Genomic DNA, 21,920 nt, shown 5'->3' with positions numbered 1-21,920 from the left:
CGCTCCGAACGGGCAGGGCAGCCCGGTAAAGGTAAATATCCATGGCACGCACCACTCCTATCGAGCGCTACCGCAACTTCGGCATCATGGCCCACATCGATGCGGGCAAGACCACGACCACGGAGCGCATCCTGTTCTACACCGGCGTCAGTCACAAGATTGGCGAAGTGCATGACGGTGCGGCCACCATGGACTGGATGGAGCAGGAGCAGGAGCGCGGCATCACCATCACTTCCGCCGCCACCACGGCGTTCTGGAAGGGCATGGACCGCTCGCTGCCTGAGCACCGCTTCAACATCATCGATACCCCCGGGCACGTCGACTTCACCATCGAAGTCGAGCGTTCGCTGCGCGTGCTCGACGGCGCCGTGTTCGTGCTGTGCGCGGTCGGCGGCGTGCAGCCGCAGTCCGAGACCGTGTGGCGCCAGGCCAACAAGTACAAGGTGCCGCGCCTTGCGTTCGTCAACAAGATGGATCGCACCGGCGCCAACTTCTTCAAGGTCGTCGACCAGCTGAAGTCGCGCCTGGGCGCCAACCCGGTGCCGATGCAGGTGCCGATCGGCGCCGAGGACAACTTCGACGGCGTGGTCGACCTGATCAAGATGAAGGCGATCATCTGGGACATGGAATCCCAGGGCATGAAGTTCGAGTACCAGGACATCCCGGCCAACCTCGCGGAGAAAGCCGCCGAAGCGCACAGCTTCATGGTCGAATCGGCCGCCGAGGCGACCGAGGAGCTGATGAACAAGTACCTCGAGGGCGGCGAGCTCACCGAGGCGGAGATCATCGAGGGCCTGCGCCAGCGCACGCTGTCCAGCGAGATCATTCCGGTGTTCTGCGGTACGGCCTTCAAGAACAAGGGCGTGCAGGCGATGCTCGACGCGGTGGTGCAGCTGCTGCCGTCGCCCGCCGATCGTCCGCCGGTGACCGGCGTGGACGAGGACGACAAGGAAGCGATCCGCAAGGCGGACGACAGTGCGCCGTTCTCCGCGCTCGCCTTCAAGATCATGACCGATCCGTTCGTCGGTTCGCTGACCTTCTTCCGCGTTTACTCGGGCACGCTCAATGCGGGCGACCAGGTCTACAACCCGGTCAAGTCCAAGAAGGAGCGCATCGGCCGCATCCTGCAGATGCATGCGAACGAGCGTCATGAGCTGAAGGAAGTCCGCGCGGGCGACATCGCCTCGGCGGTCGGCCTGAAGGACGTGACGACCGGCGATACGCTGTGCGCGCAGGACCACATCATCACCCTGGAGCGGATGACGTTCCCGGAACCGGTGATCTCGATGGCGGTCGAGCCGAAGACCAAGTCCGACCAGGAAAAGATGGGCATCGCCCTCGGTCGCCTTGCCGCGGAGGATCCGTCCTTCCGCGTGCGCACGGACGAAGAGTCGGGCCAGACCATCATCTCCGGCATGGGCGAGCTCCACCTGGACATCCTGGTGGATCGCATGAAGCGCGAGTTCAACGTCGAAGCCAATGTCGGCAAGCCGCAGGTGGCTTACCGCGAGACGATCCGCGCGTCGGACGTCAAGTCCGACTACAAGCACGCCAAGCAGTCCGGCGGTAAGGGCCAGTACGGTCACGTGGTGATCGAGATGTCGCCGATGACCGAGGAAGAGCGCAAGAGCTCGGACGTCAAGGACGATTTCCTGTTCGTCAACGAGATCTCCGGCGGCGTGATTCCGAAGGAGTTCATCCCGTCGGTCGAAAAGGGCCTGCGCGAGACGATCACCAGCGGTCCGCTGGCTGGCTTCCCCGTCGTTGGCGTCAAGACCAAGCTGGTGTTCGGTTCGTACCACGACGTCGATTCGTCGGAAATGGCGTTCAAGCTGGCCGCCTCGATGGCGTTCAAGCAGGGCTTCGCCAAGGCGAACCCTGTACTGCTCGAGCCGGTGATGAAGGTCGAGGTGGTTACGCCGGAAGAGTACGTCGGCGACGTGATGGGCGATCTGAGCCGCCGTCGTGGCCTGCTGCAGGGCCAGGACGATACGCCGTCGGGCAAGACCATCAACGCGATGGTGCCGCTTGGCGAAATGTTCGGCTACGCGACCACCATCCGCTCGCTGACCCAGGGTCGTGCGACGTTCACGATGGAGTTCGATCATTACGCGGAAGCGCCGAACAACATCGCCGAGCAGGTGATCAAGAAGGCATAGTTTTTGCGATCATCCGTGATTGCAGAGCGAGATCAAAAAGCGGCCACCCCTGGCCGCAGTCTTCAAAAGAGCAGTGCGGCCCTGACCGGCCGCGTAAATGAAAACACGCGGCCGACGCCGCACTGACGATAGTTCTATCTAGAGGTCTCAAGTCATGGCAAAGGGTAAGTTCGAACGCACCAAGCCGCACGTGAACGTCGGCACGATCGGCCACGTGGACCACGGCAAGACGACGCTGACGGCGGCGCTGACCAAGGTGGGCGCCGAGCGCTTCGGTGGCGAGTTCAAGGACTACAGCGCGATCGATGCGGCGCCGGAAGAGAAGGCACGCGGCATCACGATCTCGACCGCGCACGTGGAATACGAATCGCCGACGCGCCACTACGCGCACGTCGACTGCCCCGGCCACGCCGACTACGTCAAGAACATGATCACCGGTGCGGCGCAGATGGACGGCGCGATCCTGGTGTGCTCGGCCGCCGACGGCCCGATGCCGCAGACGCGCGAGCACATCCTGCTGTCGCGCCAGGTGGGCGTGCCCTACATCGTCGTGTTCCTGAACAAGGCCGACATGGTCGACGACGCCGAGCTGCTCGAGCTGGTCGAGATGGAAGTGCGCGAGCTGCTGTCGAAGTACGATTTCCCGGGCGACGACACTCCGATCGTGAAGGGTTCGGCGCTGAAGGCGCTGGAAGGCGACCAGAGCGAAATCGGCGTGCCGGCGATCATCCAGCTGGTCGATGCGCTGGACAGCTACATTCCCGAGCCGGTGCGTGCGATCGACAAGCCGTTCCTGATGCCGGTCGAGGACGTGTTCTCGATCTCCGGCCGCGGCACGGTGGTGACCGGTCGTATCGAGCGCGGCATCATCAAGGTCGGCGACGAAGTGGAAGTGGTGGGCATCCGTGACACCCAGAAGACCACCGTCACCGGCGTGGAGATGTTCCGCAAGCTGCTCGACCAGGGCCAGGCGGGCGACAATGCCGGCCTGCTGCTGCGCGGCCTGAAGCGTGACGACGTCGAGCGTGGCCAGGTGCTGGCCAAGCCGGGCACGATCACCCCGCACACCGACTTCGAGGCCGAGGTCTATGTGCTGAGCAAGGACGAGGGTGGCCGTCATACGCCGTTCTTCAAGGGCTACCGTCCGCAGTTCTACTTCCGCACCACCGACGTCACCGGTGCCTGCCAGCTGCCGGAAGGCGTGGAAATGGTGATGCCGGGCGACAACGTGAAGATGGTGGTCAGCCTGATCCACCCGATCGCGATGGACGAGGGCCTGCGCTTCGCCATCCGCGAAGGCGGCCGCACCGTCGGCGCCGGCGTGGTGGCCAAGGTCATCAAGTAAGTTCGACTGTCGCGGCCTCCTTTCGGAGGCCGCGGTTTTTCCGTGCATGGCTGGCGCTGTGCCCGGGAAGCCGCTATACTCGACAAGTTGTTGACGAGCTTGGCGCTTGCCAGGCTCGATACCGCGAAATGAGGTACAGGACGTACTTCGAGTTCGCAGGCCGGACGGCCCTCGCAACATGCCATAGGTCGCAGACACGTTCTGTTGACCTTTGTCCGTTGCGCGATTTATAATTTTCTGTCTAGGCGAGCCGTTTGTGCTCGCCTAGCTTTTTCGCCCAGCGCGCCCAGGTGTGCGGGGTAGCTCCAAAAAGGGTTGTGCGGGGCGGTGAGAAGCCACCTCGAGACAAGCATTTGTTCTTTCGATAACAGGACACGGTTTTATGGCGAACCAGAAGATTCGCATCCGCCTCAAGGCGTTCGATCATCGCCTGATCGATCGCTCGGCCAGCGAGATCGTCGAGACGGCCAAGCGCACCGGCGCTACGGTGCTCGGCCCCATTCCGCTTCCGACCAAGATCGAGCGCTACACGATCCTGGTCTCGCCGCACGTCGACAAGGACGCGCGCGATCAGTACGAAACCCGTACCCACAAGCGTGTGCTCGACATCGTCGACCCCAACGACAAGACCGTGGACGCGCTCATGAAGCTTGACCTCGCCGCTGGCGTGGACGTCCAGATCAAGCTCGGCTGAGCGATAGACAGGATACGAAGATGAGTATCGGACTGGTTGGCCGCAAGTGCGGCATGAGCCGGCTCTTCACTGAAGACGGACGCTCGATTCCGGTGACGCTGATTGAAGCGACCCCGAACCGCGTCACCCAGCTGAAGACCGAAGACAACGATGGTTACACCGCGATCCAGGTCACCGCGGGCGTCAAGCGCGCCTCGCTGCTGACCCAGCCGGCGAAGGGCCACTACGCGAAGGCGAAGGTCGAGCCGGGCCGCGGCCTGTGGGAGTTCCGCGTTGCTGCCGAAGACCTCGGCAAGTACAGCGTCGGCGCCGAGATCAAGGCGGACGAGATCTTCTCGGCTGGCCAGATCGTCGACGTCGCCGGCGTCTCCAAGGGCAAGGGCTTCCAGGGCACGATCAAGCGCTGGAACTTCTCGATGGGTGATGCGACGCACGGCAACTCGCTGTCGCACCGCGCGCCGGGTTCGATCGGTCAGCGCCAGACGCCGGGCCGCGTGTTCCCTGGCAAGAAGATGTCCGGCCAGATGGGTAACGTGAACCGCACGCAGCAGGGTCTGGAAGTGGTCAAGGTCGATGCCGAGCGTCACCTGATCGCGGTCAAGGGCGCGGTGCCGGGTGCGACCGGCGGCGACGTCGTGATTCGCCCGACCACCAAGGGTTGAGGAGAGACGCCATGGAACTGAATGTCATTGGCGCCAAGCCGCTCACCGTGTCCGACGAAGTGTTCGGCGGTGAGTTCAAGCAGGCCCTGATCCACCAGGTGGTGGTTGCGTACCAGGCCGGCGGTCGCGCCGGTACCAAGGCGCAGCTGTCGCGCGGTGAGATGTCGGGTACCACCAAGAAGTTCAAGAAGCAGAAGGGCGGCGGCGCCCGCCACGGCGACTACCGCGCCCCGATCTTCGTCGGCGGCGGTGTCACCTTCGCGGCCAAGCCTCGCAGCTTCGAGCAGAAGGTCAACCGCAAGGCGTACCGCGTCGCCATCCGCTCGATCCTTTCCGAGCTGAATCGCCAAGGTCGCCTGAAGGTCGTCGAGGGCTTCGGCATCGACGCGCCGAAGACCAAGTCGATGCTCGCCAAGATGGCCGAGCTGGAAGTATCCGGCCGCGTGCTGCTGGTCAGCGAGGATGCCAACGAGGCGCTGTTCCTGGCGGCGCGCAACATCCCGTACCTGCACGTGCTGGACGTGATGGCGCTGAATCCGGTCAGCCTGGTCGGTTCCGACCACGTGGTGATGACCGCTGACGCGGTCAAGAAGATCGAGGAGTGGCTCGCATGAGCAACGAACGCATTCTCAATACGCTGCGTGCGCCGCACATCTCCGAAAAGGCCGCGCGCCTCGCCGAGAACAACCAGTACGTATTCGTGGTCGCCCCCGAGGCGACCAAGGCCGACGTCCGCGCGGCGGTGGAACAGATGTTCGACGTGAAGGTCGAGCAGGTGAACCTCGTCAACGCCAAGGGCAAGGTCAAGTCCTTCCGTTTCCGCGCTGGCAACCGCCAGGGCAAGCGCAAGGCCTATGTCCGCCTCGCCGATGGCCAGACCATCGACGTGTCGGCCAAGGCCTGAGCTCAAGGAGTTGAATTGAGATGGCACTGATCACTCACAAGCCGACCTCGCCGGGCCGCCGCGACGCTGTCAGCGTCCGCACCGAAGGCCTGCACAAGGGCGCGCCGTACGCGGCGTTGACCGAGTCGCAGTCCAAGACGGGTGGCCGCAACCACTACGGTCGCATCACCACGCGTCACCGCGGTGGTGGCCACAAGCAGGCCTACCGCATCATCGACTTCAAGCGCGACAAGGAAGGCATCGCCGCCAAGGTCGAGCGCATCGAATACGATCCGAACCGCACCGCGCACATCGCGCTGCTGTGCTACGCCGACGGCGAGCGCCGCTACATCATCGCACCCAAGGGCGTGGTGGTCGGTGACCGCCTGGTGTCCGGTTCCGATGCGCCGATCAAGGCCGGCAACAGCCTGCCGCTGCGCAACATCCCGGTCGGCTCGACCATCCACTGCATCGAGATGAAGGCAGGCAAGGGTGCGCAGATCGCTCGTAGCGCCGGCGCCTCCGTGCAGCTGGTCGCTCGCGAGTCCGGTTACGCCACGCTGCGTCTTCGCTCCGGCGAAATGCGCCGTGTGCCGGTCGACTGCCGCGCCACCATCGGCGAGGTCGGTAATTCCGAGCACAGCCTGAAGAAGCTCGGCAAGGCCGGTGCCAAGCGCTGGAAGGGCATTCGCCCGACCGTGCGCGGCGTGGTGATGAACCCGGTCGACCATCCGCACGGCGGTGGTGAAGGCCGTACCTCCGGCGGCCGTCATCCGGTCAGCCCGTGGGGCACGCCGACCAAGGGCTACAAGACCCGCAACAACAAGCGCACGCAGCAGTTCATCGTGCGTCGCCGCAAGTAACAGGAAACGACCATGCCGCGCTCTCTCAAGAAAGGTCCGTTCATCGACCTGCACCTCGCCAAGAAGGTGGAAGTCGCCGTTTCCGCCAACAACAGGCGTCCGATCAAGACCTGGTCGCGCCGCTCGATGATCCTGCCCGAAATGGTGGGCCTGACCATCGCCATCCACAACGGTCGCCAGCACGTGCCGGTACTGATCAACGAGAACATGGTCGGGCACAAGCTCGGCGAGTTCGCGGTGACCCGTACCTTCAAGGGCCACGGCGGCGACAAGAAGGGCAAGTAAGATGAGCACCGAAGCCAAAGCGATCCTGCGCAGCGCCCGCATCTCGGCGCAGAAGGCACGCCTGGTGGCTGACCTGGTCCGCGGCATGCCCGTGGGCCGCGCCAGCGACGTGCTCCAGTTCACCAACAAGAAGGCCGCCCACCTTGTGCGCAAGGTGCTGCTCTCGGCCGTCGCCAACGCCGAGAACAACCTGGGCGCCGACGTCGACGAGCTGAAGGTCTCGCGCATTTTCGTGGACGAAGGTCCGTCGATGAAGCGCATGTTTGCACGTGCCAAGGGTCGCGGTTCGCGCATCCTGAAGCGCACCAGCCACATCACCGTGGTCGTCGGCGAGTAAGAGGACAGAAGACGATGGGTCATAAAGTTCATCCCACCGGTATCCGCCTCGGCATCGCCAAGGACTGGAACTCGAAGTGGTACGCCAACAAGGGCGAGTATGCCCAGTACCTCGCGGCTGACCTGAAGGTCCGCGAGATGCTGCGCAAGAAGCTGGCGCAGGCCGGCATCTCCAAGATCCAGATCGAGCGTCCTGCCAAGACCGCCCGCGTGACGATCCACACCGCCCGCCCGGGCGTGGTGATCGGCAAGAAGGGTGAGGACATCGAAAAGCTGCGCAAGGAAGTGTCCGACATGATGGGCGTCCCGGCGCACATCAACGTCAGCGAAGTGCGCAAGCCCGAGCTCGACGCGCAGCTGGTGGCCGAGTCGATCGCCCAGCAGCTGGAGCGCCGCATCATGTTCCGCCGCGCCATGAAGCGCTCGGTCGGCAACGCGATGCGCCTGGGTGCCCTGGGTATCAAGATCAACGTCTCCGGCCGTCTGAACGGCGCCGAGATCGCCCGTTCCGAGTGGAGCCGCGAGGGTCGTGTGCCGCTGCACACCCTTCGTGCCGACATCGACTACGGCTTTGCCGAGGCGAAGACCACCTACGGCATCATCGGCATCAAGGTGTGGATCTACAAGGGCGAGATCTTCGACCTGGCAGCAGCATCGGCCGAGTCGAAGGACGAGCAGTCGCAGTCGCGCCGCGAAGGTGGCGAGGGTCGTCGTGAATCGCGTCGCGAGGGCGGTGAAGGCCGTCGCGAGCGGACGGCGAAGTAAGGAGAGTTGCCATGTTGCAACCGAAGCGAACCAAATACCGCAAGCAGTTCAAGGGCCGCAACGATGGCCTGGCCCAGTGCTCGAACCTCGTCAGCTTTGGCGAGTACGGCCTGAAGGCAACCACCCATGGCGCGCTGACCGCGCGCCAGATCGAGGCGGCCCGTCGTTGCATCACGCGTTTCGTCAAGCGCGGCGGCAAGCTGTGGATCCGCGTGTTCCCGGACAAGCCGATCACCAAGAAGCCGATCGAAGTCCGCATGGGCGCCGGCAAGGGCGGCGTCGAGTTCTGGGTCGCCCCGATCCAGCCGGGCCGCATGCTTTATGAAATCGAGGGTATCGACGAGGCGACGGCACGCGAGGCGTTCCGCCTGGCCGCCGCCAAGCTCTCGGTGCAGACCCAATTCGTGACCCGGGCGGTGATGTGATGGCCACCAACGATCTGAACACCAAGTCGGCCGACGAGCTGAAGCAGCACCTGCTGGACCTGCGCAAGGAGCAGTTCAACCTGCGCATGCAGAAGGGCACCGGCCAGCTCAGCCAGCCGCACCAGCTGCGCCGCGTGCGGCGCGACATCGCCCGCACGAAGTTCGTGCTCGGCACGAAGAAGTAAGGGACGCCGACATGAGCGAGAACACCAAGCAGGCGCGCACCCTCGAGGGCCGCGTCATCAGCAACAAGATGAACAAGACGGTCACCGTCCTGATCGAGCGCCAGGTGCAGCATGGCCTGTTGGGCAAGATCATCCGCCGGTCGACCAAACTGCATGCGCAGGACGATATCGGTGCGAACGAGGGTGACCTGGTGCGCATCGCCGAGTGCCGTCCGCTGTCCAAAACCAAGCATCACCGCGTGGTCGAAATCGTCACGCGTGCAGCGGTCTAAGGGAGGGTGCAGACATGATCCAGATGCAGAGCACGCTTTCCGCGGCCGACAACAGCGGCGCCAAGGAATTGATGTGCATCAAGGTGCTCGGCGGTTCCCACCGCCGCTACGCCGCGATCGGTGACGTGATCAAGGTCACCGTGAAGGATGCCATTCCGCGCGGCAAGGTGAAGAAGGGCGAGGTCTACAACGCCGTGGTGGTTCGTACCGCCAAGGGCGTGCGCCGCCCGGATGGCTCGCTGATCCGTTTCGACGGTAATGCAGCGGTGCTCCTCAACAACAAGCTCGAGCCGATCGGCACCCGCATCTTCGGGCCGGTCACGCGTGAGCTGCGCGGCGAGAAGTTCATGAAGATCGTCTCCCTCGCGCCCGAAGTGCTTTGAGCGGAGAGAAGAACCATGAACCGTATCCGCAAGGGTGATCAGGTCCTCGTGATCGCCGGCAAGAACAAGGGTCAGCGCGGCGACGTGCTGCGCGTTGACGGCGACCGCGTGTTCGTCTCCAACGTGAACCTGGTCAAGCGCCACACCAAGCCGAATCCGCAGGCCCAGCAAGCCGGCGGCATCGTCGAGCGCGAGGCCTCGATCCATATCTCCAATGTGCAGCTGTTCAACCCGGCCACCGGCAAGGGTGAGCGCGTGGGTGCCAAGACGCTCGAGGATGGGCGCAAGGTCCGCGTGTTCCGCTCCAATGGCGAACAGCTGGACGCGTAAGGAATCCATGTCATGACGCGCCTTGAAAGTTTTTACAAAGAACAGGTCGTTGCGAAGCTCACCGAGCGCTTCGGCTACGAGAACGTGATGCAGGTTCCGCGCATCACCAAGATCACCCTGAACATGGGTGTGGGCGAGGCTGCCGGCAACAAGAAGATTCTTGACAATGCCGTCGCCGACATGACCAAGATCGCCGGTCAGAAGCCGATCACGACCAAGGCGCGCGTGTCCGTGGCCTCGTTCAAGATCCGCGACGGCTGGCCGATCGGCTGCAAGGTCACCCTGCGCCGCGCCAACATGTGGGAATTCCTGGACCGCCTGATCAACGTCTCGCTGCCGCGTACCCGCGACTTCCGTGGCGTGCCCGGTCGCGCCTTCGACGGCCGTGGCAACTACAACTTCGGCGTCAAGGAACAGATCATCTTCCCGGAAATCGACTTCGACGCGATCGACGCAATGCGTGGCATGGATATCTCCATCACCACCACCGCCAAGACCGACGAAGAAGCCAAGGCGCTGCTGGAAGCCTTCAGCTTCCCGTTCCGCAACTGATCGCGCCGCATTAGAGAGCGAGAGAAACGCAATGGCAAAGACCTCGATGGTCAACCGCGACATCAAGCGGACCAAAATCGTCAAAAAGTACGCCGCCAAGCGCGCCGAACTGAAGGCGATCGTGATCAACCCGAACGCTTCGTACGACGAGAAGATGGACGCGCAGTCCAAGCTGCAGAAGCTGCCGCGCGACGCCAGTCCGGTGCGCCAGCGCAACCGCTGCGAGCTGTCCGGTCGTCCGCGTGGCGTCTACCGCAAGTTCGGCCTGGGCCGCAACAAGCTGCGCGAAGCGACCATGCGCGGCGACGTGCCGGGCCTGCGCAAGGCCAGTTGGTAAGTCTCCAGGCGGCGGGCGCCCCGGTGCCTGCCGCTTCACAGGTGGCCCGACGGCCACCCGGTGCATAAATCGCGCCGATATTCGCTAAAAGCTGGAACAGCTGCTATAGTTGTTGGTCTGCGCAACGCAGGCCGACCTCTTGTGTCGGCTCACAATCTGATTGATTTCCGGTTTTATCGGATATCGGTGCACTCTGAAGGATGTTTTCATGAGCATGACTGATCCCATCGCCGATCTGTTTACGCGCATCCGCAATGCCCAGCTCACGGGCAAGCCGATCGTAAACATGCCGTCGTCGAAAATGAAGTTGGCAATCGCCAACCTCCTCAAGAACGAGGGCTACATCCTCGACGCCAAGGCCTCCGATGCGGAAGGCAAGCCGGTGCTCGAGCTCAAGCTCAAGTATTTCGAAGGCCGCCCGGCCATCGAGAGCATTTCCCGTGTGTCCCGCTCGGGCCTGCGCGTGTACCGCGGCAAGGACGAGCTGCCGAAGGTTCTCGGCGGCATGGGTATCTCGATCATTTCGACTTCCGCCGGTCTGATGACCGATGCGCAGGCCCGCGCCAAGGGCCTGGGCGGCGAAGTCATCGGCCAAGTGGCGTAAGGAGTTCCCATGTCCCGCGTTGCCAAACAACCGATCAACCTGCCCAAGGGCGTGGAGCTGAAGTCCGACGTCAACGGCATCTCCGTCAAGGGCCCCAAGGGCACCCTGTCGGTCCACGCGTTGCCGGGCGTGTCGGTGGCCGTCAATGACGGCGTCGCCAACATCACGCTCGCCGATGGCGCCGACGACAAGTTCGGCGGTACCGCGCGCGCCCTGCTGGCCAACATGGTCAAGGGTGTGTCCGACGGCTACGAGCGCAAGCTCGAGCTGGTCGGCGTGGGCTATCGCGCCTCGATGGCCGGCAAGTCGTTGAACCTCAGCCTGGGCTTTTCGCACCCGGTCGTGTTCAACGCGCCCGAGGGCATCACCCTCGAGACCCCGACGCAGACCGAGATCCTGATCAAGGGTACGGACAAGCAGCGCGTCGGCGAGGTTGCCGCCAAGATCCGCGCGTTCCGTCCGCCGGAGCCCTACAAGGGCAAGGGCGTGCGCTATGCCGGCGAGAAGATCACCCTGAAGGAAGCCAAGAAGGCGTAGTGCGCTATCCCTGCTCGAAGAAGCCGCCATCCATGACGGCGCTCTTCAACAAGAGCAGGTGCCAGCCATCCAAGCCGATCCGCTTTCGAGGAACAGACAGATGAACAAGAACGAATCCCGCCTGCGTCGCGCCAAGTCCACGCGCGCCCACATCCGCAAGCTCGCGGTGGCCCGCCTGTCGGTGCATCGCACCGGTCAGCATCTTTACGCCCAGGTGTTCGACGCCTCCGGTGAGAAGGTGGTGGCGGCTGCGTCCACCGTGCAGAAGTCGGTGGCCGAAGGCCTGAAGGGCACGAAGAACCTGACCGCCGCTGCGGCCGTCGGCAAGGCCGTGGCCGAGCGTGCGCTCGCCGCGGGTATCGAGTCGGTCGCCTTTGACCGCTCCGGGTTCCGTTATCACGGTCGCATCCAGGCTCTGGCCGATGCGGCGCGCGAAGCAGGCCTGAAGTTCTGAGAGGCGGGGATTCGGGAGACGGGATTCGAAAGAGCCCCTCCTGCGGATCCCGTCTCCCGATTCCCGGCAACAAACACAACAACAAGCGGCAAAGCCGCAAGCAAAAGTCCCGGATGGTCCGGGCACACGGAACAGAGATATGTCTTCCAACGATCGCGAAAATTCCGACGGCCTGCTCGAAAAGCTGATCGCCGTCAACCGCGTGGCCAAGACCGTCAAGGGTGGCCGCCAGATGAGTTTCACCGCGCTGACCGTCGTCGGCGACGGCGAAGGCAAGGTCGGCTTCGGTTATGGCAAGGCGCGTGAAGTGCCGGTCGCCATCTCCAAGGCGATGGACCGTGCCCGCCGCAACATGGTGAGCATCGACCTGAACAACGGCACCTTGTGGTACGCCATCAAGGCCAACCACGGCGCGGCCCGCGTGTTCATGCAGCCCGCTTCCGAAGGTACCGGCGTGATCGCCGGCGGCGCCATGCGTGCCGTGCTCGAAGTGGTCGGCGTCAAGAACGTGCTGGCCAAGGCGGTCGGTTCGCGCAACCCGATCAACCTGGTGCGCGCCACCATCAAGGGCCTGCAGGCGATCGCCTCGCCCAAGCGTATCGCCGCCAAGCGTGGCAAGACCGTGGAAGAGGTGATGGGCAATGGCTAAGAACAACGACACCGCCGCCACCGTTCGCGTGCGGCTGGTCAAGGGCCTGCGCGGCGTGCAGGGGCGTCACCGCCTCAGCGTCAAGGCGCTGGGCCTGAACAAGCTCAACGATGTCCGTGAACTGAAGGACAGCCCGCAGGTGCGTGGCCTGATCAACACGGTCTACTACCTGGTCCGGGTCGAGGAGTAATCAACATGCGTCTCAACGACATCAAGCCGGCTGCCGGTGCGCGCAAGACGCGCCTGCGCGTCGGTCGCGGCATCGGTTCGGGCCTGGGCAAGACTGCCGGCCGCGGCCACAAGGGTCAGCACGCCCGCGCTGGCGGCACCCACAAGTTCGGCTTCGAAGGCGGCCAGATGCCGCTGCAGCGTCGCCTGCCCAAGGTCGGCTTCCGCTCCAAGAAGAAGGCCGAGAGCCAGGAAGTCTTCCTGTACCAGCTGGCCAACCTGAAGGTGGACGTGATCGATCCGATCGCACTGCATCAGGCCGGCCTGGTCGACAGCAAGGCCAAGAAAATCAAGGTCGTCGCCAAAGGCGAGATCGGCCGTGCGGTGAAGCTTTCCGGCGTGCTTGCCACGGCGGGCGCCAAGGCGGCCATCGAGGCCGCCGGCGGAAGCGTGGAGTAAGACGGTGGCGCAAGCCCAGGGCAACGCGCTCGGCGCGCTCGGCAAGCTGACGGAACTCCGCCAGCGCATCTTCTTCGTGATTGGTGCGCTGGTCGTTTTCCGGCTCGGTTCGTTCATCCCGGTGCCCGGCGTCAACCCGGAAGCCATGACGCGCCTGATCCAGGGCGGCGGCGGGCTGCTGAACATGTTCAACATGTTCTCCGGCGGCTCGCTGGAACGCTTCTCGGTATTCGCGCTGGGCGTGATCCCCTACATCTCCGCATCGATCGTGGTGCAGATGATGGGATCGGTGGTGCCCAGCCTGCAGGCGCTGCGCAAGGAAGGCGAGTCCGGTCGTCGCACGATGACCATGTACACGCGCTTCGGCACGGTGGGCCTGTCCGCGTTCCAGGCGTTCGGCATCGCCGCGGCACTGCAGTCGCAGACGGTCGCCGGTGGCGCGCCGGTGGTGTACACGCCGGGCATGGGCTTCATCCTGTCCGCGGTGGTGGGCCTGACTGCCGGCTCCATGTTCCTCATGTGGCTGGGCGAGCAGATTACCGAGCGGGGCGTCGGCAACGGCATTTCGCTGCTGATCTTCGCCGGCATCGTGGCGGGCCTGCCCGGCGCGGTGGCCAGCACCCTCGGCATGGCGAGCAACGGCGAGCTGTCGGTGTTGCGACTGATCATGGTGGTGGGCCTGGTGCTTGCGGTGACGGCCTTCGTGGTGTTCATGGAGCGCGCCCAGCGGCGCATCACCGTGAACTACGCGCGGCGTTCCGGCGGCCAGCGGGCCTACATGAACCAGACCTCGCACCTGCCGTTGAAGATCAACATGTCAGGCGTGATTCCGCCGATCTTCGCCTCGAGCCTGCTGATGTTCCCGGCGACCGCAGTGAGCTGGTTCGGTGCCAACAACCAGTCGCGTTGGCTGCAGAACCTGACCCAGGCGATTGCCCCGGGTCAGCCGCTGTACGAGATCACGTACGCCGTGCTGGTGATCGTGTTCGCCTTCTTCTACACGGCGATCGTCTTCAATTCGCAGGAAACGGCCGACAACCTCAAGCGGTCGGGTGCGTTGATCCCGGGCATCCGCCCGGGTCGGGCCACCGGCGAGTACATCGACGGCGTGATGACCAGGCTGACCGGCGTGGGCGCGATCTACCTGGTGCTGGTGTGCCTGGTGCCGACGTTCATGCAGAACTACTGGCACGTACCGTTTTACTTCGGCGGCACGTCGCTGCTGATCATCGTGGTGGTGGTGATGGACTTTACCGCCCAGGTGCAGGCACACCTGGTCAGCCATCAGTACGAAAGTCTGCTCAAGAAGGCCAACCTCCGCCGCAACTAGTGGCTGCTGGAGCGAACGGGGTTGGTCACGTTGGAAGCCGGGCGGCATGGTGCCGTGGGGCTTTCCTGTCAAGGTAATTCAGGTTAAAATTGCGCGTTTACCGCGCAAGAAACGCATCGGAGAAAGTACATCATGGCGCGCATCGCGGGTGTCAATTTGCCGGTCCACAAGCATGTGTGGGTTGGCCTGCAGAGCATCTACGGCATCGGCCGCAACCGGGCCAAGAAGGTCTGCGCGGATGCCGGGGTGGTTCCGACCACGCCGATCAAGTCCCTCAGCGAGGGCGAGGTGGAGAAGCTCCGCCACGAAATCGGCAAGTACGTCGTCGAAGGCGACCTCCGCCGTGAGGTGGGTATCGCCATCAAGCGCCTGATGGACCTGGGCTGCTATCGCGGCCTGCGTCACCGTCGTGGCCTGCCGGTGCGCGGTCAGCGCACGCGTACCAATGCACGCACCCGCAAGGGCCCGCGTCGCGCGATTAGGAAGTGATTTAAATGGCCAAGCCAGTCAAGACCAAGAAGAAGATCAAGCGCGTCGTCACGGATGCCGTGGCCCATGTGCAGGCCTCCTTCAACAACACCATCGTCACCATCACCGACCGCCAAGGCAACGCGCTGTCGTGGGCGACTGCCGGCGGCGCGGGTTTCCGCGGTTCGCGCAAGTCGACCCCGTTCGCCGCCCAGGTCGCTGCCGAGAAGGCTGGCCGCGCGGCCGGCGATTACGGCGTGAAGACCGTGGAAGTGCGTATCAAGGGCCCCGGCCCGGGCCGCGAGTCGGCCGTGCGTTCGCTGAACGCGCTGGGCTACAAGGTCCTGAACATCATCGACGTCACGCCGATTCCGCATAACGGCTGCCGTCCCCCCAAGAAGCGTCGAGTCTAAGGAGTAACCCATGGCCCGTTATCGTGGAGCTACCTGCAAGCTCGCCCGCCGCGAGGGTGCGGATCTCAGCCTGAAGAGCCCGGCGCGCGCGCTGGACTCCAAGTGCAAGCTGGAAAACAAGCCCGGCCAGCATGGCGCCAACAAGCGCATGCGCATGTCCGACTATGCCGTCCAGCTGCGTGAAAAGCAGAAGGTCAAGCGCATCTACGGTGTGCTCGAGCGCCAGTTCAGCAATTACTACACCAAGGCGACCAACCTCAAGGGCAACACCGGCGAGAACCTGCTGCGCCTGCTCGAGAGCCGCCTGGACAATGTCGTCTACCGCATGGGTTTCGCGGTCACCCGCGCCCAGGCCCGCCAGCTGGTTGCCCACAAGGCGATCCTGGTCAACGGCAAGAAGGTCAACATTCCCTCGTACCAGGTCAAGCCAGGCGACGAGGTTGCGCTGACCGAGCGCGCGCGCAACCAGCTGCGCGTGCAGGAAGCGGCAACCGTGTTCGACACCATGGACCTGCGCCCGATCTGGGTGGAAGTCGATGCCAAGAAGTTCACCGGCACCTTCAAGTCGATGCCTGATCGCGGCGACCTGCCGTCGGACATCAACGAAGCCCTGATCGTCGAGCTGTATTCGAAGTAATTACCGGAGCCTTGCATGGCAGTTTCGTCAACTAGTGTGCTGCGGCCCCGCGGCCTCAGCGTCGAGCAGCTCGGAGCCAACCGCGCCAAGGTCGTGGTGGAGCCGCTCGAGCGTGGCTTTGGCCACACCCTGGGCAACGCGCTGCGCCGCGTGCTGCTCTCCTCGATCCCGGGCAGCGCCATCATCGAAGTCGAAATCGATGGCGTGCTGCACGAGTACACCACCCTTGAGGGTCTGCAGGAGGACGTCATCGAAGTCCTGCTCAACCTCAAGGACGTGGCCATTCGCCAGCATTCCGGCGATGAGGTCACCCTGACCCTGTCCAAGAAGGGCAAGGGCGTGGTCACGGCCGGCGACATCGTCGTCGATCACTCGGTGGAAATCGTCAACCCCGAGCACGTGATCTGCCACCTGACCAAGGACATCGCGCTCAACATGCGCCTGAAGGTGCGTCGCGGCGTCGGCTACCAGCCGGCCAGCGCGCGCCAGCATCCGGACGACGAAGCGCGTCCGATCGGCCGCCTGCAGCTCGATGCCTCCTTCGCGCCGGTGCTGCGCGTGGCCTACGAGGTCGACGCGGCCCGCGTGGAGCAGCGTACGAATCTCGATAAGCTCGTTCTCGATATCGAAACGAACGGCACCATCGGTGCGGAAGACGCGGTCCGCAAGGCCGCCGAGATCCTCAACGACCAGCTGTCGGTGTTCGGCGATTTCTCGCGTCGGGAGAGCTCGGCGGACAAGGCGGAGAAGGGCGGTTTCGACCCCCTGCTGCTGCGCCCGATCGACGACCTGGAGCTGACGGTGCGTTCGGCCAACTGCCTGAAGGCCGAGAGCATCTACTACATCGGCGACCTGGTGCAGAAGACCGAGGTCGAGCTGCTCAAGACCCCGAACCTGGGCAAGAAGTCGCTCACCGAAATCAAGGACGTGCTCGGTTCGCGCGGCCTGGCCCTCGGCATGAAGCTGGAGAACTGGCCGCCGCCGGGCCTCTCGCACGGCATGCAGTTGGGTTGATGTATACGGCGGCGGTCGCAGGATCGCCGCCAGTAACGCAAGCGGGCGGGATTCGCTTTGCGATCCCGCCTGACTTTTTTGGAGCGGTCGCCTTGACCGCCCTTTGGTTCAGGGCCTGTTTGGCCCATGCGGTCCTTTCGGCCGCCAGAGCAATAGACGGCCATCCATGGCCGCACTTCTCACGAGAGCCCGTTTTGAAAGGGCTTGGAACAGCGGGCAACCGCGGAAAGACGGCCCCAATCGCCGGCTTTTCATAACAACAGACAGAGAGAGTTCTTCCCATGCGCCATCAGAAATCCGGCCGCAAGCTCAACCGCACCAGCTCGCACCGCGAAGCGATGTTCAAGAACATGGCCGCCTCGCTGATCAAGCACGAGCTGATCCGCACCACCCTGCCCAAGGCCAAGGAACTGCGCCGCGTCGCCGAGCCGCTGATCACGCTGGCCAAGGCCGATGGCGTGGCCAACCGCCGCCTTGCCTTCGCGCGCCTGCGCGACAAGGAAGCCGTGGGCAAGCTGTTCGTGGAGCTTGGCCCGCGCTACCTCGAGCGTCCTGGTGGCTACCTGCGCATCCTCAAGTGCGGCTTCCGCCCGGGCGACAACGCGCCGATGGCCTACGTCGAGCTGGTGGATCGCCCGCAGACCGCAGCCGCCGTCGAGGCCGAGTAAGCCTCAGCGTCGTACGGGCGTCCAGACGTCCAAAAGTTGAACCCCGGCCGGGCGACCTGCCGGGGTTTTTCTTTTTCCGCAATCCTTGCTGACAGCGGCCCGGCAAGCGGGTAATGTCGACTTTCCGCAACGCAACATGCCGCCATGAACCCTCTGCACTGGTCGTATCGCATCAGCTTTCTCGTGGGCTTCCTGATCTGTGTGGCCCTGCTCGGTTTCGCGCTGTACACCGAATACGCCTGGGGACTGATCCCGTGTCCGTTGTGCATCTTCCAGCGCATCGGTTTCCTGGTGATGGCCGTGTTCTTTCTGATCGGCGGCCTGCATGCACCACGGCGTGGCGTGCGCTGGGTGTATACCGGCGGCGTGCTTCTGGGGGCGGTCTGGGGCATCGCGGTGGCCGCGCGCCACCTGTGGATCCAGTCGCTGCCGGCCGATCAGGTGCCCTCCTGCGGGCCGCCGCTGGACTACATGTTCGACGCCTTCCCGTTCGCCCAGGTGTTGAGGATGGTGTTCACCGGATCGGGCGAGTGCGCCAAGGTCGAGCCCGTACTTGGCCTGCCGATGCCGGCCTGGACACTGTTGTGGTTCGTGCTGCTGGCGGTTTTCGCGCTGGCAGCCAGCGTGCGCCGCCGCGCCGCCTGACCGGAAGGGAAAGATCGTGAACGACCGACCGATCGTCACAGGGCAGGCGCCCGTCGACTGGACGCCCGCTTCCTGGCAGCAGCGCGTGGCGCTTCAGCAGCCTCATTACGAGGACGCCGCCGAACTGGCGCAGGCGACGACAAAGCTGGCCTCGCTGCCGCCGCTGGTCACCTCCTGGGAGGTGCTGGCGCTCAAGCAGGCACTGGCCCAAGCCCAGGAAGGTGAACGTTTCCTGCTGCAGGGTGGCGATTGCGCCGAGAGCTTCGCCGATTGCACCAGCCCGGTGATCTCCAACCGGCTCAAGGTATTGCTGCAGATGAGCCTGGTGCTGGTGCATGGGCTGAAGAAGCCGGTGCTGCGCGTGGGGCGCTTCGCCGGGCAGTACGCCAAACCGCGCTCGACCGACACCGAGACGCGCGAGGGCGTGACCCTGCCGAGTTTTCGCGGCGACGTGGTCAACGGTCCGGCGTTTACCGCCGAGGCGCGTCGGCCCGATCCCCAGCGGCTGATCAAGGCGCACGCGCATTCGGCGCTGACCATGAATTTCGTGCGCGCGCTGATCGACGGTGGCTTCGCCGATCTGCATCACCCGGAGTATTGGGACTTGGCCTGGGTCGAGCACTCGCCGCTGGCAGCCGAGTACCGCCGCATGGTCGCCGCCATCGGAGATTCGCTGCGTTTCATGGAAACCCTGGCCGGCCCGATCGCCAGCTTCTCGCGGGTCGACTTCTTCACCTCGCACGAAGCGCTGCTGCTGCATTACGAGCAGGCGCTGACCCGTGCGGTGCCGCGCAATCCCGGATGGTTCAACCTGTCCACGCACTTCCCCTGGATCGGCATGCGTACGGCGGCCCTCGAAGGCGCGCATGTGGAATATTTCCGCGGCATCCGCAACCCGGTGGCAGTGAAGGTAGGTCCTTCGGTCACTCCGGAGCAGTTGCTGCCCCTGATCGATGCGCTCAACCCGCAGGACGAGCCGGGCCGGCTGACCCTGATCCATCGCATGGGAAACGCCGGCATCGCGCGTTCGCTGCCCCCGCTGCTGGAGGCGGTCCGCCGCGAAGGCCGGCGCGTGCTGTGGGTAGCCGATCCGATGCACGGCAACACCGAAAGCACATCCAACGGCTACAAGACGCGGCGCTTCGACAATATCCGTGGCGAGCTCGACCAGGCCTTCGACATCCACACTGCCAGTGGCACGCGCCTGGGCGGCGTGCACCTGGAACTGACCGGCGAGGACGTCACCGAGTGCATGGGCGGTGCGCGGGACCTGTCTGAAACGGACCTCAAGCGCGCGTACAAATCCATGGTCGATCCGCGGCTCAACTACGAGCAGTCGCTGGAACTGGCAATGCTGATCGTGCGCAAGTCCGAGGGTGGCCGGGGCTAGCTGGGCCTCACATGTCCGTCCGGTGCAAGCTCACCTCTGCCCTTGGCATGGTGGGCTGAAGTCCACCCTACGGGTGGGCGGGACGGGATGACATGCGTCATCTCCCGGGGCTGGCAGTCCGTACTGGCCACGCCCAGCCCTGACAGCCCATGATCATGCAGGGTCATCGGGAGGTGGATCATGGCGATGCAAGCTCCACGCGCAGCTTCGCGCATCGACGTATGGACGGTTGCAGGGCTGGCGCTGTTGTTGCTGCCGCTGCTGACGATGGCGCACGAACTGATGGGGCACGCGCTCGCCTGCGTGGCGACCGGGCATCAGCCCAGCGAACTGGGTGCCTATTACGTCCAATGCAGCGGCGACACCGGCTGGAGCCGGCGACTGGTCGCGATGGCCGGCACCAGCGTGGACGTGTTACTGGCCGGCGTGGGCTTCGTCCTGTGGCGGGCAACCCGGCGACCACTGTCACGGCTCATCTGGTGGATCGTGTTCACGGTCAAGGGCATGGTCGCCGCCGGCTACTGGATGTTCTCCGGGCTGACCAACCTGGGCGATTGGGGGCCGGCCGCGGGCGGCGGGATCGGACCGTTACCCTGGCCCTGGGCGTGGCGCGTGCTGATGTTCGCGGTAGGCCTGATCGCCTATATCGCGGTGACGCGCAAGGCGATCGCCATGATCGCCACGATGCTGGGTGGTGGCGATTCCTCGCGCCGCACGCAGTGGACGGTCGCCATGACGCTCTACATCGTCGGCGGCGTGGCGGCGGTGCTGGTCAGCCTGTTCAATCCGCTGGGCATCGTGATCACGCTGATATCGGCGGTCGCGTCGTCTTTCGGCGGCACCGCCGGTCTGTTCAACGTCGCTTACGCGCGTCCGCGCGAATTGCCGCCGAGTGGTTTCGCGATCGGCCGATATCCCGCCATCGTGGTGGCCGGCGTGGCGATGACGATCGCCTTCGCCGCCGTGCTGGGACCGACGATTTCGCTGGGCTGAAACGGCGGCCCATCGTAGAAAGCGCTTCGATGCGGCCGCGCCCGTCCGGCTGTGCAGGGACGGGTCTACTGCAGCGCCAGCCCCCACCGATCCGGCCGAGGCAAACCGTGCCTTGCCGGGTCCAGCGACACGGCGACGAAGCACGCGCGTCCGACGATCTCCCCACGCGGCACGAAGCCGAAAAAGCGTGAGTCGTAACTGTCGTCGCGGTTGTCGCCCATCGCCAGGTAATGGTCTGCTGGCACGGTCACCGGGCCGTAGTTGCTGGCCGGGCTGGGCAGGTAGCGTGCCAGCCGGATGAGATGATGGCGACCGGCGACCGACTCGTCCGCGTAGCTGGCCGGCTGTGTGCGGTCCTGCGCGATGCCGGTTACGTGGGTGGGACGGTAGCTGGCCGCATGACCGTTGACGTAGAGCACGTTGCCGCGCAGCGCGATGCGGTCGCCGGGCAGGCCGACCACGCGTTTGACCAGCCGCTCGTCGGTGGCGGCCGAATCGATGATCACGATGTCGCCGCGCTGCGGATCGGCACGATGCAGCAGCGCAAGGTGGGTGAAGGGCAGGCGCAGGTCATAGGCCATGCGGTCCACCACGATGCGGTCGCCGACGTGGATGGTCGGTTGCATCGAACCGGTGGGAACCGTGTTCCAGTCGGCCAGCGCGCTGCGGAACATCAGCATGCCGAGCAGGAAGAAGAACAAGCCGCGGTTGCGCAACAGGAAGCTTCTCAGGGCATGCATGGCGAGGGTCCGTTTTCCGTGGGAGCCAGGGGTTCGGACCGCCGCCGGGCGCGGCGGTTCCGCATTCACCCGCAACAGCGCCCTTGCGCCTGTACCGGCGGGCATGGCACGTCGCCGAAGGAACAGAAGACGCAGCAATCCCCCGGCTTCGGCCGCAGCAGTGCGCCGCAAGCGGTGCAGTCGTGGAAGAACAGGCAGGCATCGATCGGCATCGTCTCCACCGACCGGTGTCCGCAGTGCGGGCAGGTCAGCACGCACTGCAGCCGGGGCGCGCG

The 21,920-nt window shown here is 64.6% G+C and carries 34 protein-coding genes; 32 read left to right on the top strand and 2 right to left on the bottom strand.

Annotated elements, in window-relative coordinates; translation table 11 throughout:
- Positions 1-41: 41 nt before the first annotated feature.
- The 32 genes from fusA (at position 42) to OSC30_RS08610 (ending at position 20,905) form a co-directional block, all read left to right on the top strand.
- Entirely contained in the window at positions 42-2,159 is a 2,118-nt protein-coding gene (fusA, locus tag OSC30_RS08765) for an elongation factor G (protein ID WP_267171459.1), read from the top strand.
- Between the two features lie 154 nt (positions 2,160-2,313).
- Positions 2,314-3,504 carry an elongation factor Tu gene (gene tuf / locus OSC30_RS08760; protein WP_267171458.1) on the top strand — a complete coding sequence of 397 codons (1,191 nt, stop codon included), beginning with the start codon at positions 2,314-2,316 and terminating at the stop codon, positions 3,502-3,504.
- 382 nt (positions 3,505-3,886) lie between these two features.
- Positions 3,887-4,198, top strand: a complete 312-nt coding sequence (gene rpsJ, locus OSC30_RS08755; protein ID WP_014402136.1) for a 30S ribosomal protein S10 — start codon at positions 3,887-3,889, stop codon at positions 4,196-4,198.
- 20 nt (positions 4,199-4,218) lie between these two features.
- Positions 4,219-4,860, top strand: coding sequence for a 50S ribosomal protein L3 (gene rplC / locus OSC30_RS08750; protein WP_267171457.1), 642 nt, complete (start codon positions 4,219-4,221; stop codon positions 4,858-4,860).
- An 11-nt stretch (positions 4,861-4,871) separates the two neighbouring features.
- Positions 4,872-5,474, top strand: coding sequence for a 50S ribosomal protein L4 (gene rplD, locus OSC30_RS08745; RefSeq protein ID WP_267171456.1), 603 nt, complete (start codon positions 4,872-4,874; stop codon positions 5,472-5,474).
- The gene (gene rplW / locus OSC30_RS08740) at positions 5,471-5,764 is read left to right on the top strand and encodes a 50S ribosomal protein L23 (protein ID WP_267171455.1); all 294 of its coding nucleotides are present in this window, start codon (positions 5,471-5,473) and stop codon (positions 5,762-5,764) included. Before rplD ends, rplW begins: the two co-directional genes overlap by 4 nt.
- A 20-nt stretch (positions 5,765-5,784) precedes the next feature.
- Entirely contained in the window at positions 5,785-6,606 is an 822-nt protein-coding gene (rplB, locus tag OSC30_RS08735; RefSeq protein ID WP_091340499.1) for a 50S ribosomal protein L2, read from the top strand.
- 12 nt (positions 6,607-6,618) lie between these two features.
- Positions 6,619-6,891 carry a 30S ribosomal protein S19 gene (gene rpsS / locus OSC30_RS08730; protein WP_267171454.1) on the top strand — a complete coding sequence of 91 codons (273 nt, stop codon included), beginning with the start codon at positions 6,619-6,621 and terminating at the stop codon, positions 6,889-6,891.
- A 1-nt stretch (position 6,892) separates the two neighbouring features.
- Positions 6,893-7,228 (top strand): 50S ribosomal protein L22, encoded by a 336-nt coding sequence (gene rplV, locus OSC30_RS08725; RefSeq protein ID WP_209619580.1) that lies wholly within the window; start codon positions 6,893-6,895, stop codon positions 7,226-7,228.
- Between the two features lie 14 nt (positions 7,229-7,242).
- Positions 7,243-7,992 (top strand): 30S ribosomal protein S3, encoded by a 750-nt coding sequence (gene rpsC, locus OSC30_RS08720; RefSeq protein ID WP_267171453.1) that lies wholly within the window; start codon positions 7,243-7,245, stop codon positions 7,990-7,992.
- An 11-nt stretch (positions 7,993-8,003) separates the two neighbouring features.
- On the top strand, positions 8,004-8,417 hold the full coding sequence (rplP, locus tag OSC30_RS08715) for a 50S ribosomal protein L16 (protein WP_091340510.1): 414 nt from the start codon (positions 8,004-8,006) through the stop codon (positions 8,415-8,417).
- Entirely contained in the window at positions 8,417-8,602 is a 186-nt protein-coding gene (gene rpmC, locus OSC30_RS08710; RefSeq protein ID WP_091340512.1) for a 50S ribosomal protein L29, read from the top strand. The genes rplP and rpmC overlap by 1 nt, the downstream gene beginning before the upstream one ends.
- A gap of 11 nt (positions 8,603-8,613) precedes the next feature.
- A complete protein-coding gene (rpsQ, locus tag OSC30_RS08705) occupies positions 8,614-8,874 on the top strand; it encodes a 30S ribosomal protein S17 (RefSeq protein ID WP_267171452.1) in 261 nt (86 codons plus the stop codon).
- A gap of 14 nt (positions 8,875-8,888) precedes the next feature.
- The gene (rplN, locus tag OSC30_RS08700; protein ID WP_014402147.1) at positions 8,889-9,257 is read left to right on the top strand and encodes a 50S ribosomal protein L14; all 369 of its coding nucleotides are present in this window, start codon (positions 8,889-8,891) and stop codon (positions 9,255-9,257) included.
- Positions 9,258-9,272: 15 nt separating this feature from the next.
- Positions 9,273-9,587, top strand: coding sequence for a 50S ribosomal protein L24 (gene rplX / locus OSC30_RS08695; RefSeq protein WP_267171451.1), 315 nt, complete (start codon positions 9,273-9,275; stop codon positions 9,585-9,587).
- A gap of 12 nt (positions 9,588-9,599) precedes the next feature.
- The gene (rplE, locus tag OSC30_RS08690) at positions 9,600-10,139 is read left to right on the top strand and encodes a 50S ribosomal protein L5 (RefSeq protein WP_267171450.1); all 540 of its coding nucleotides are present in this window, start codon (positions 9,600-9,602) and stop codon (positions 10,137-10,139) included.
- A gap of 31 nt (positions 10,140-10,170) precedes the next feature.
- The gene (gene rpsN, locus OSC30_RS08685; RefSeq protein ID WP_267171449.1) at positions 10,171-10,476 is read left to right on the top strand and encodes a 30S ribosomal protein S14; all 306 of its coding nucleotides are present in this window, start codon (positions 10,171-10,173) and stop codon (positions 10,474-10,476) included.
- 208 nt (positions 10,477-10,684) lie between these two features.
- Entirely contained in the window at positions 10,685-11,080 is a 396-nt protein-coding gene (gene rpsH, locus OSC30_RS08680) for a 30S ribosomal protein S8 (RefSeq protein WP_267171448.1), read from the top strand.
- A gap of 9 nt (positions 11,081-11,089) precedes the next feature.
- A complete protein-coding gene (gene rplF, locus OSC30_RS08675; RefSeq protein ID WP_267171447.1) occupies positions 11,090-11,617 on the top strand; it encodes a 50S ribosomal protein L6 in 528 nt (175 codons plus the stop codon).
- Between the two features lie 100 nt (positions 11,618-11,717).
- A complete protein-coding gene (gene rplR / locus OSC30_RS08670; protein WP_231324171.1) occupies positions 11,718-12,071 on the top strand; it encodes a 50S ribosomal protein L18 in 354 nt (117 codons plus the stop codon).
- A gap of 139 nt (positions 12,072-12,210) precedes the next feature.
- Positions 12,211-12,720: a 30S ribosomal protein S5 gene (rpsE, locus tag OSC30_RS08665; protein WP_267171446.1), complete on the top strand. Its 510-nt coding sequence runs from the start codon at positions 12,211-12,213 to the stop codon at positions 12,718-12,720.
- Positions 12,713-12,910 carry a 50S ribosomal protein L30 gene (gene rpmD / locus OSC30_RS08660; protein WP_209619607.1) on the top strand — a complete coding sequence of 66 codons (198 nt, stop codon included), beginning with the start codon at positions 12,713-12,715 and terminating at the stop codon, positions 12,908-12,910. The genes rpsE and rpmD overlap by 8 nt, the downstream gene beginning before the upstream one ends.
- A complete protein-coding gene (gene rplO, locus OSC30_RS08655) occupies positions 12,910-13,347 on the top strand; it encodes a 50S ribosomal protein L15 (protein WP_267171533.1) in 438 nt (145 codons plus the stop codon). The genes rpmD and rplO overlap by 1 nt, the downstream gene beginning before the upstream one ends.
- Positions 13,348-13,351: 4 nt before the next feature.
- Positions 13,352-14,677: a preprotein translocase subunit SecY gene (gene secY, locus OSC30_RS08650; RefSeq protein WP_267171445.1), complete on the top strand. Its 1,326-nt coding sequence runs from the start codon at positions 13,352-13,354 to the stop codon at positions 14,675-14,677.
- Positions 14,678-14,809: 132 nt separating this feature from the next.
- Positions 14,810-15,166, top strand: coding sequence for a 30S ribosomal protein S13 (gene rpsM, locus OSC30_RS08645; RefSeq protein WP_267171444.1), 357 nt, complete (start codon positions 14,810-14,812; stop codon positions 15,164-15,166).
- Positions 15,167-15,171: 5 nt separating this feature from the next.
- A complete protein-coding gene (rpsK, locus tag OSC30_RS08640) occupies positions 15,172-15,558 on the top strand; it encodes a 30S ribosomal protein S11 (RefSeq protein ID WP_007513384.1) in 387 nt (128 codons plus the stop codon).
- Between the two features lie 10 nt (positions 15,559-15,568).
- Positions 15,569-16,195: a 30S ribosomal protein S4 gene (gene rpsD, locus OSC30_RS08635; protein ID WP_267171443.1), complete on the top strand. Its 627-nt coding sequence runs from the start codon at positions 15,569-15,571 to the stop codon at positions 16,193-16,195.
- Between the two features lie 15 nt (positions 16,196-16,210).
- Positions 16,211-17,209: a DNA-directed RNA polymerase subunit alpha gene (locus OSC30_RS08630; RefSeq protein WP_209619618.1), complete on the top strand. Its 999-nt coding sequence runs from the start codon at positions 16,211-16,213 to the stop codon at positions 17,207-17,209.
- 281 nt (positions 17,210-17,490) lie between these two features.
- A complete protein-coding gene (gene rplQ, locus OSC30_RS08625) occupies positions 17,491-17,877 on the top strand; it encodes a 50S ribosomal protein L17 (RefSeq protein WP_267171442.1) in 387 nt (128 codons plus the stop codon).
- 144 nt (positions 17,878-18,021) lie between these two features.
- Positions 18,022-18,522 carry a disulfide bond formation protein B gene (locus OSC30_RS08620; RefSeq protein ID WP_267171441.1) on the top strand — a complete coding sequence of 167 codons (501 nt, stop codon included), beginning with the start codon at positions 18,022-18,024 and terminating at the stop codon, positions 18,520-18,522.
- A 16-nt stretch (positions 18,523-18,538) separates the two neighbouring features.
- Positions 18,539-19,912: a class II 3-deoxy-7-phosphoheptulonate synthase gene (locus OSC30_RS08615; RefSeq protein ID WP_267171440.1), complete on the top strand. Its 1,374-nt coding sequence runs from the start codon at positions 18,539-18,541 to the stop codon at positions 19,910-19,912.
- 180 nt (positions 19,913-20,092) lie between these two features.
- Positions 20,093-20,905 (top strand): hypothetical protein, encoded by an 813-nt coding sequence (locus OSC30_RS08610; RefSeq protein WP_267171439.1) that lies wholly within the window; start codon positions 20,093-20,095, stop codon positions 20,903-20,905.
- Between the two features lie 65 nt (positions 20,906-20,970).
- Here OSC30_RS08610 and lepB read toward each other — a convergent pair whose 3' ends face one another.
- Positions 20,971-21,645, bottom strand: coding sequence for a signal peptidase I (lepB, locus tag OSC30_RS08605; RefSeq protein WP_267171438.1), 675 nt, complete (start codon positions 21,643-21,645; stop codon positions 20,971-20,973).
- Positions 21,646-21,710: 65 nt separating this feature from the next.
- Positions 21,711-21,899, bottom strand: a complete 189-nt coding sequence (locus tag OSC30_RS08600; RefSeq protein WP_484494521.1) for a GDCCVxC domain-containing (seleno)protein — start codon at positions 21,897-21,899, stop codon at positions 21,711-21,713.
- Positions 21,900-21,920: the final 21 nt, after the last annotated feature.

The organism is Frateuria hangzhouensis (assembly GCF_026410505.1).
Lineage (GTDB): Bacteria > Pseudomonadota > Gammaproteobacteria > Xanthomonadales > Rhodanobacteraceae > Frateuria_A > Frateuria_A hangzhouensis.
The sequence above is the reverse complement of the archived record's forward strand: the minus strand, read 5'-3'. Positions and strand labels throughout refer to the sequence as shown.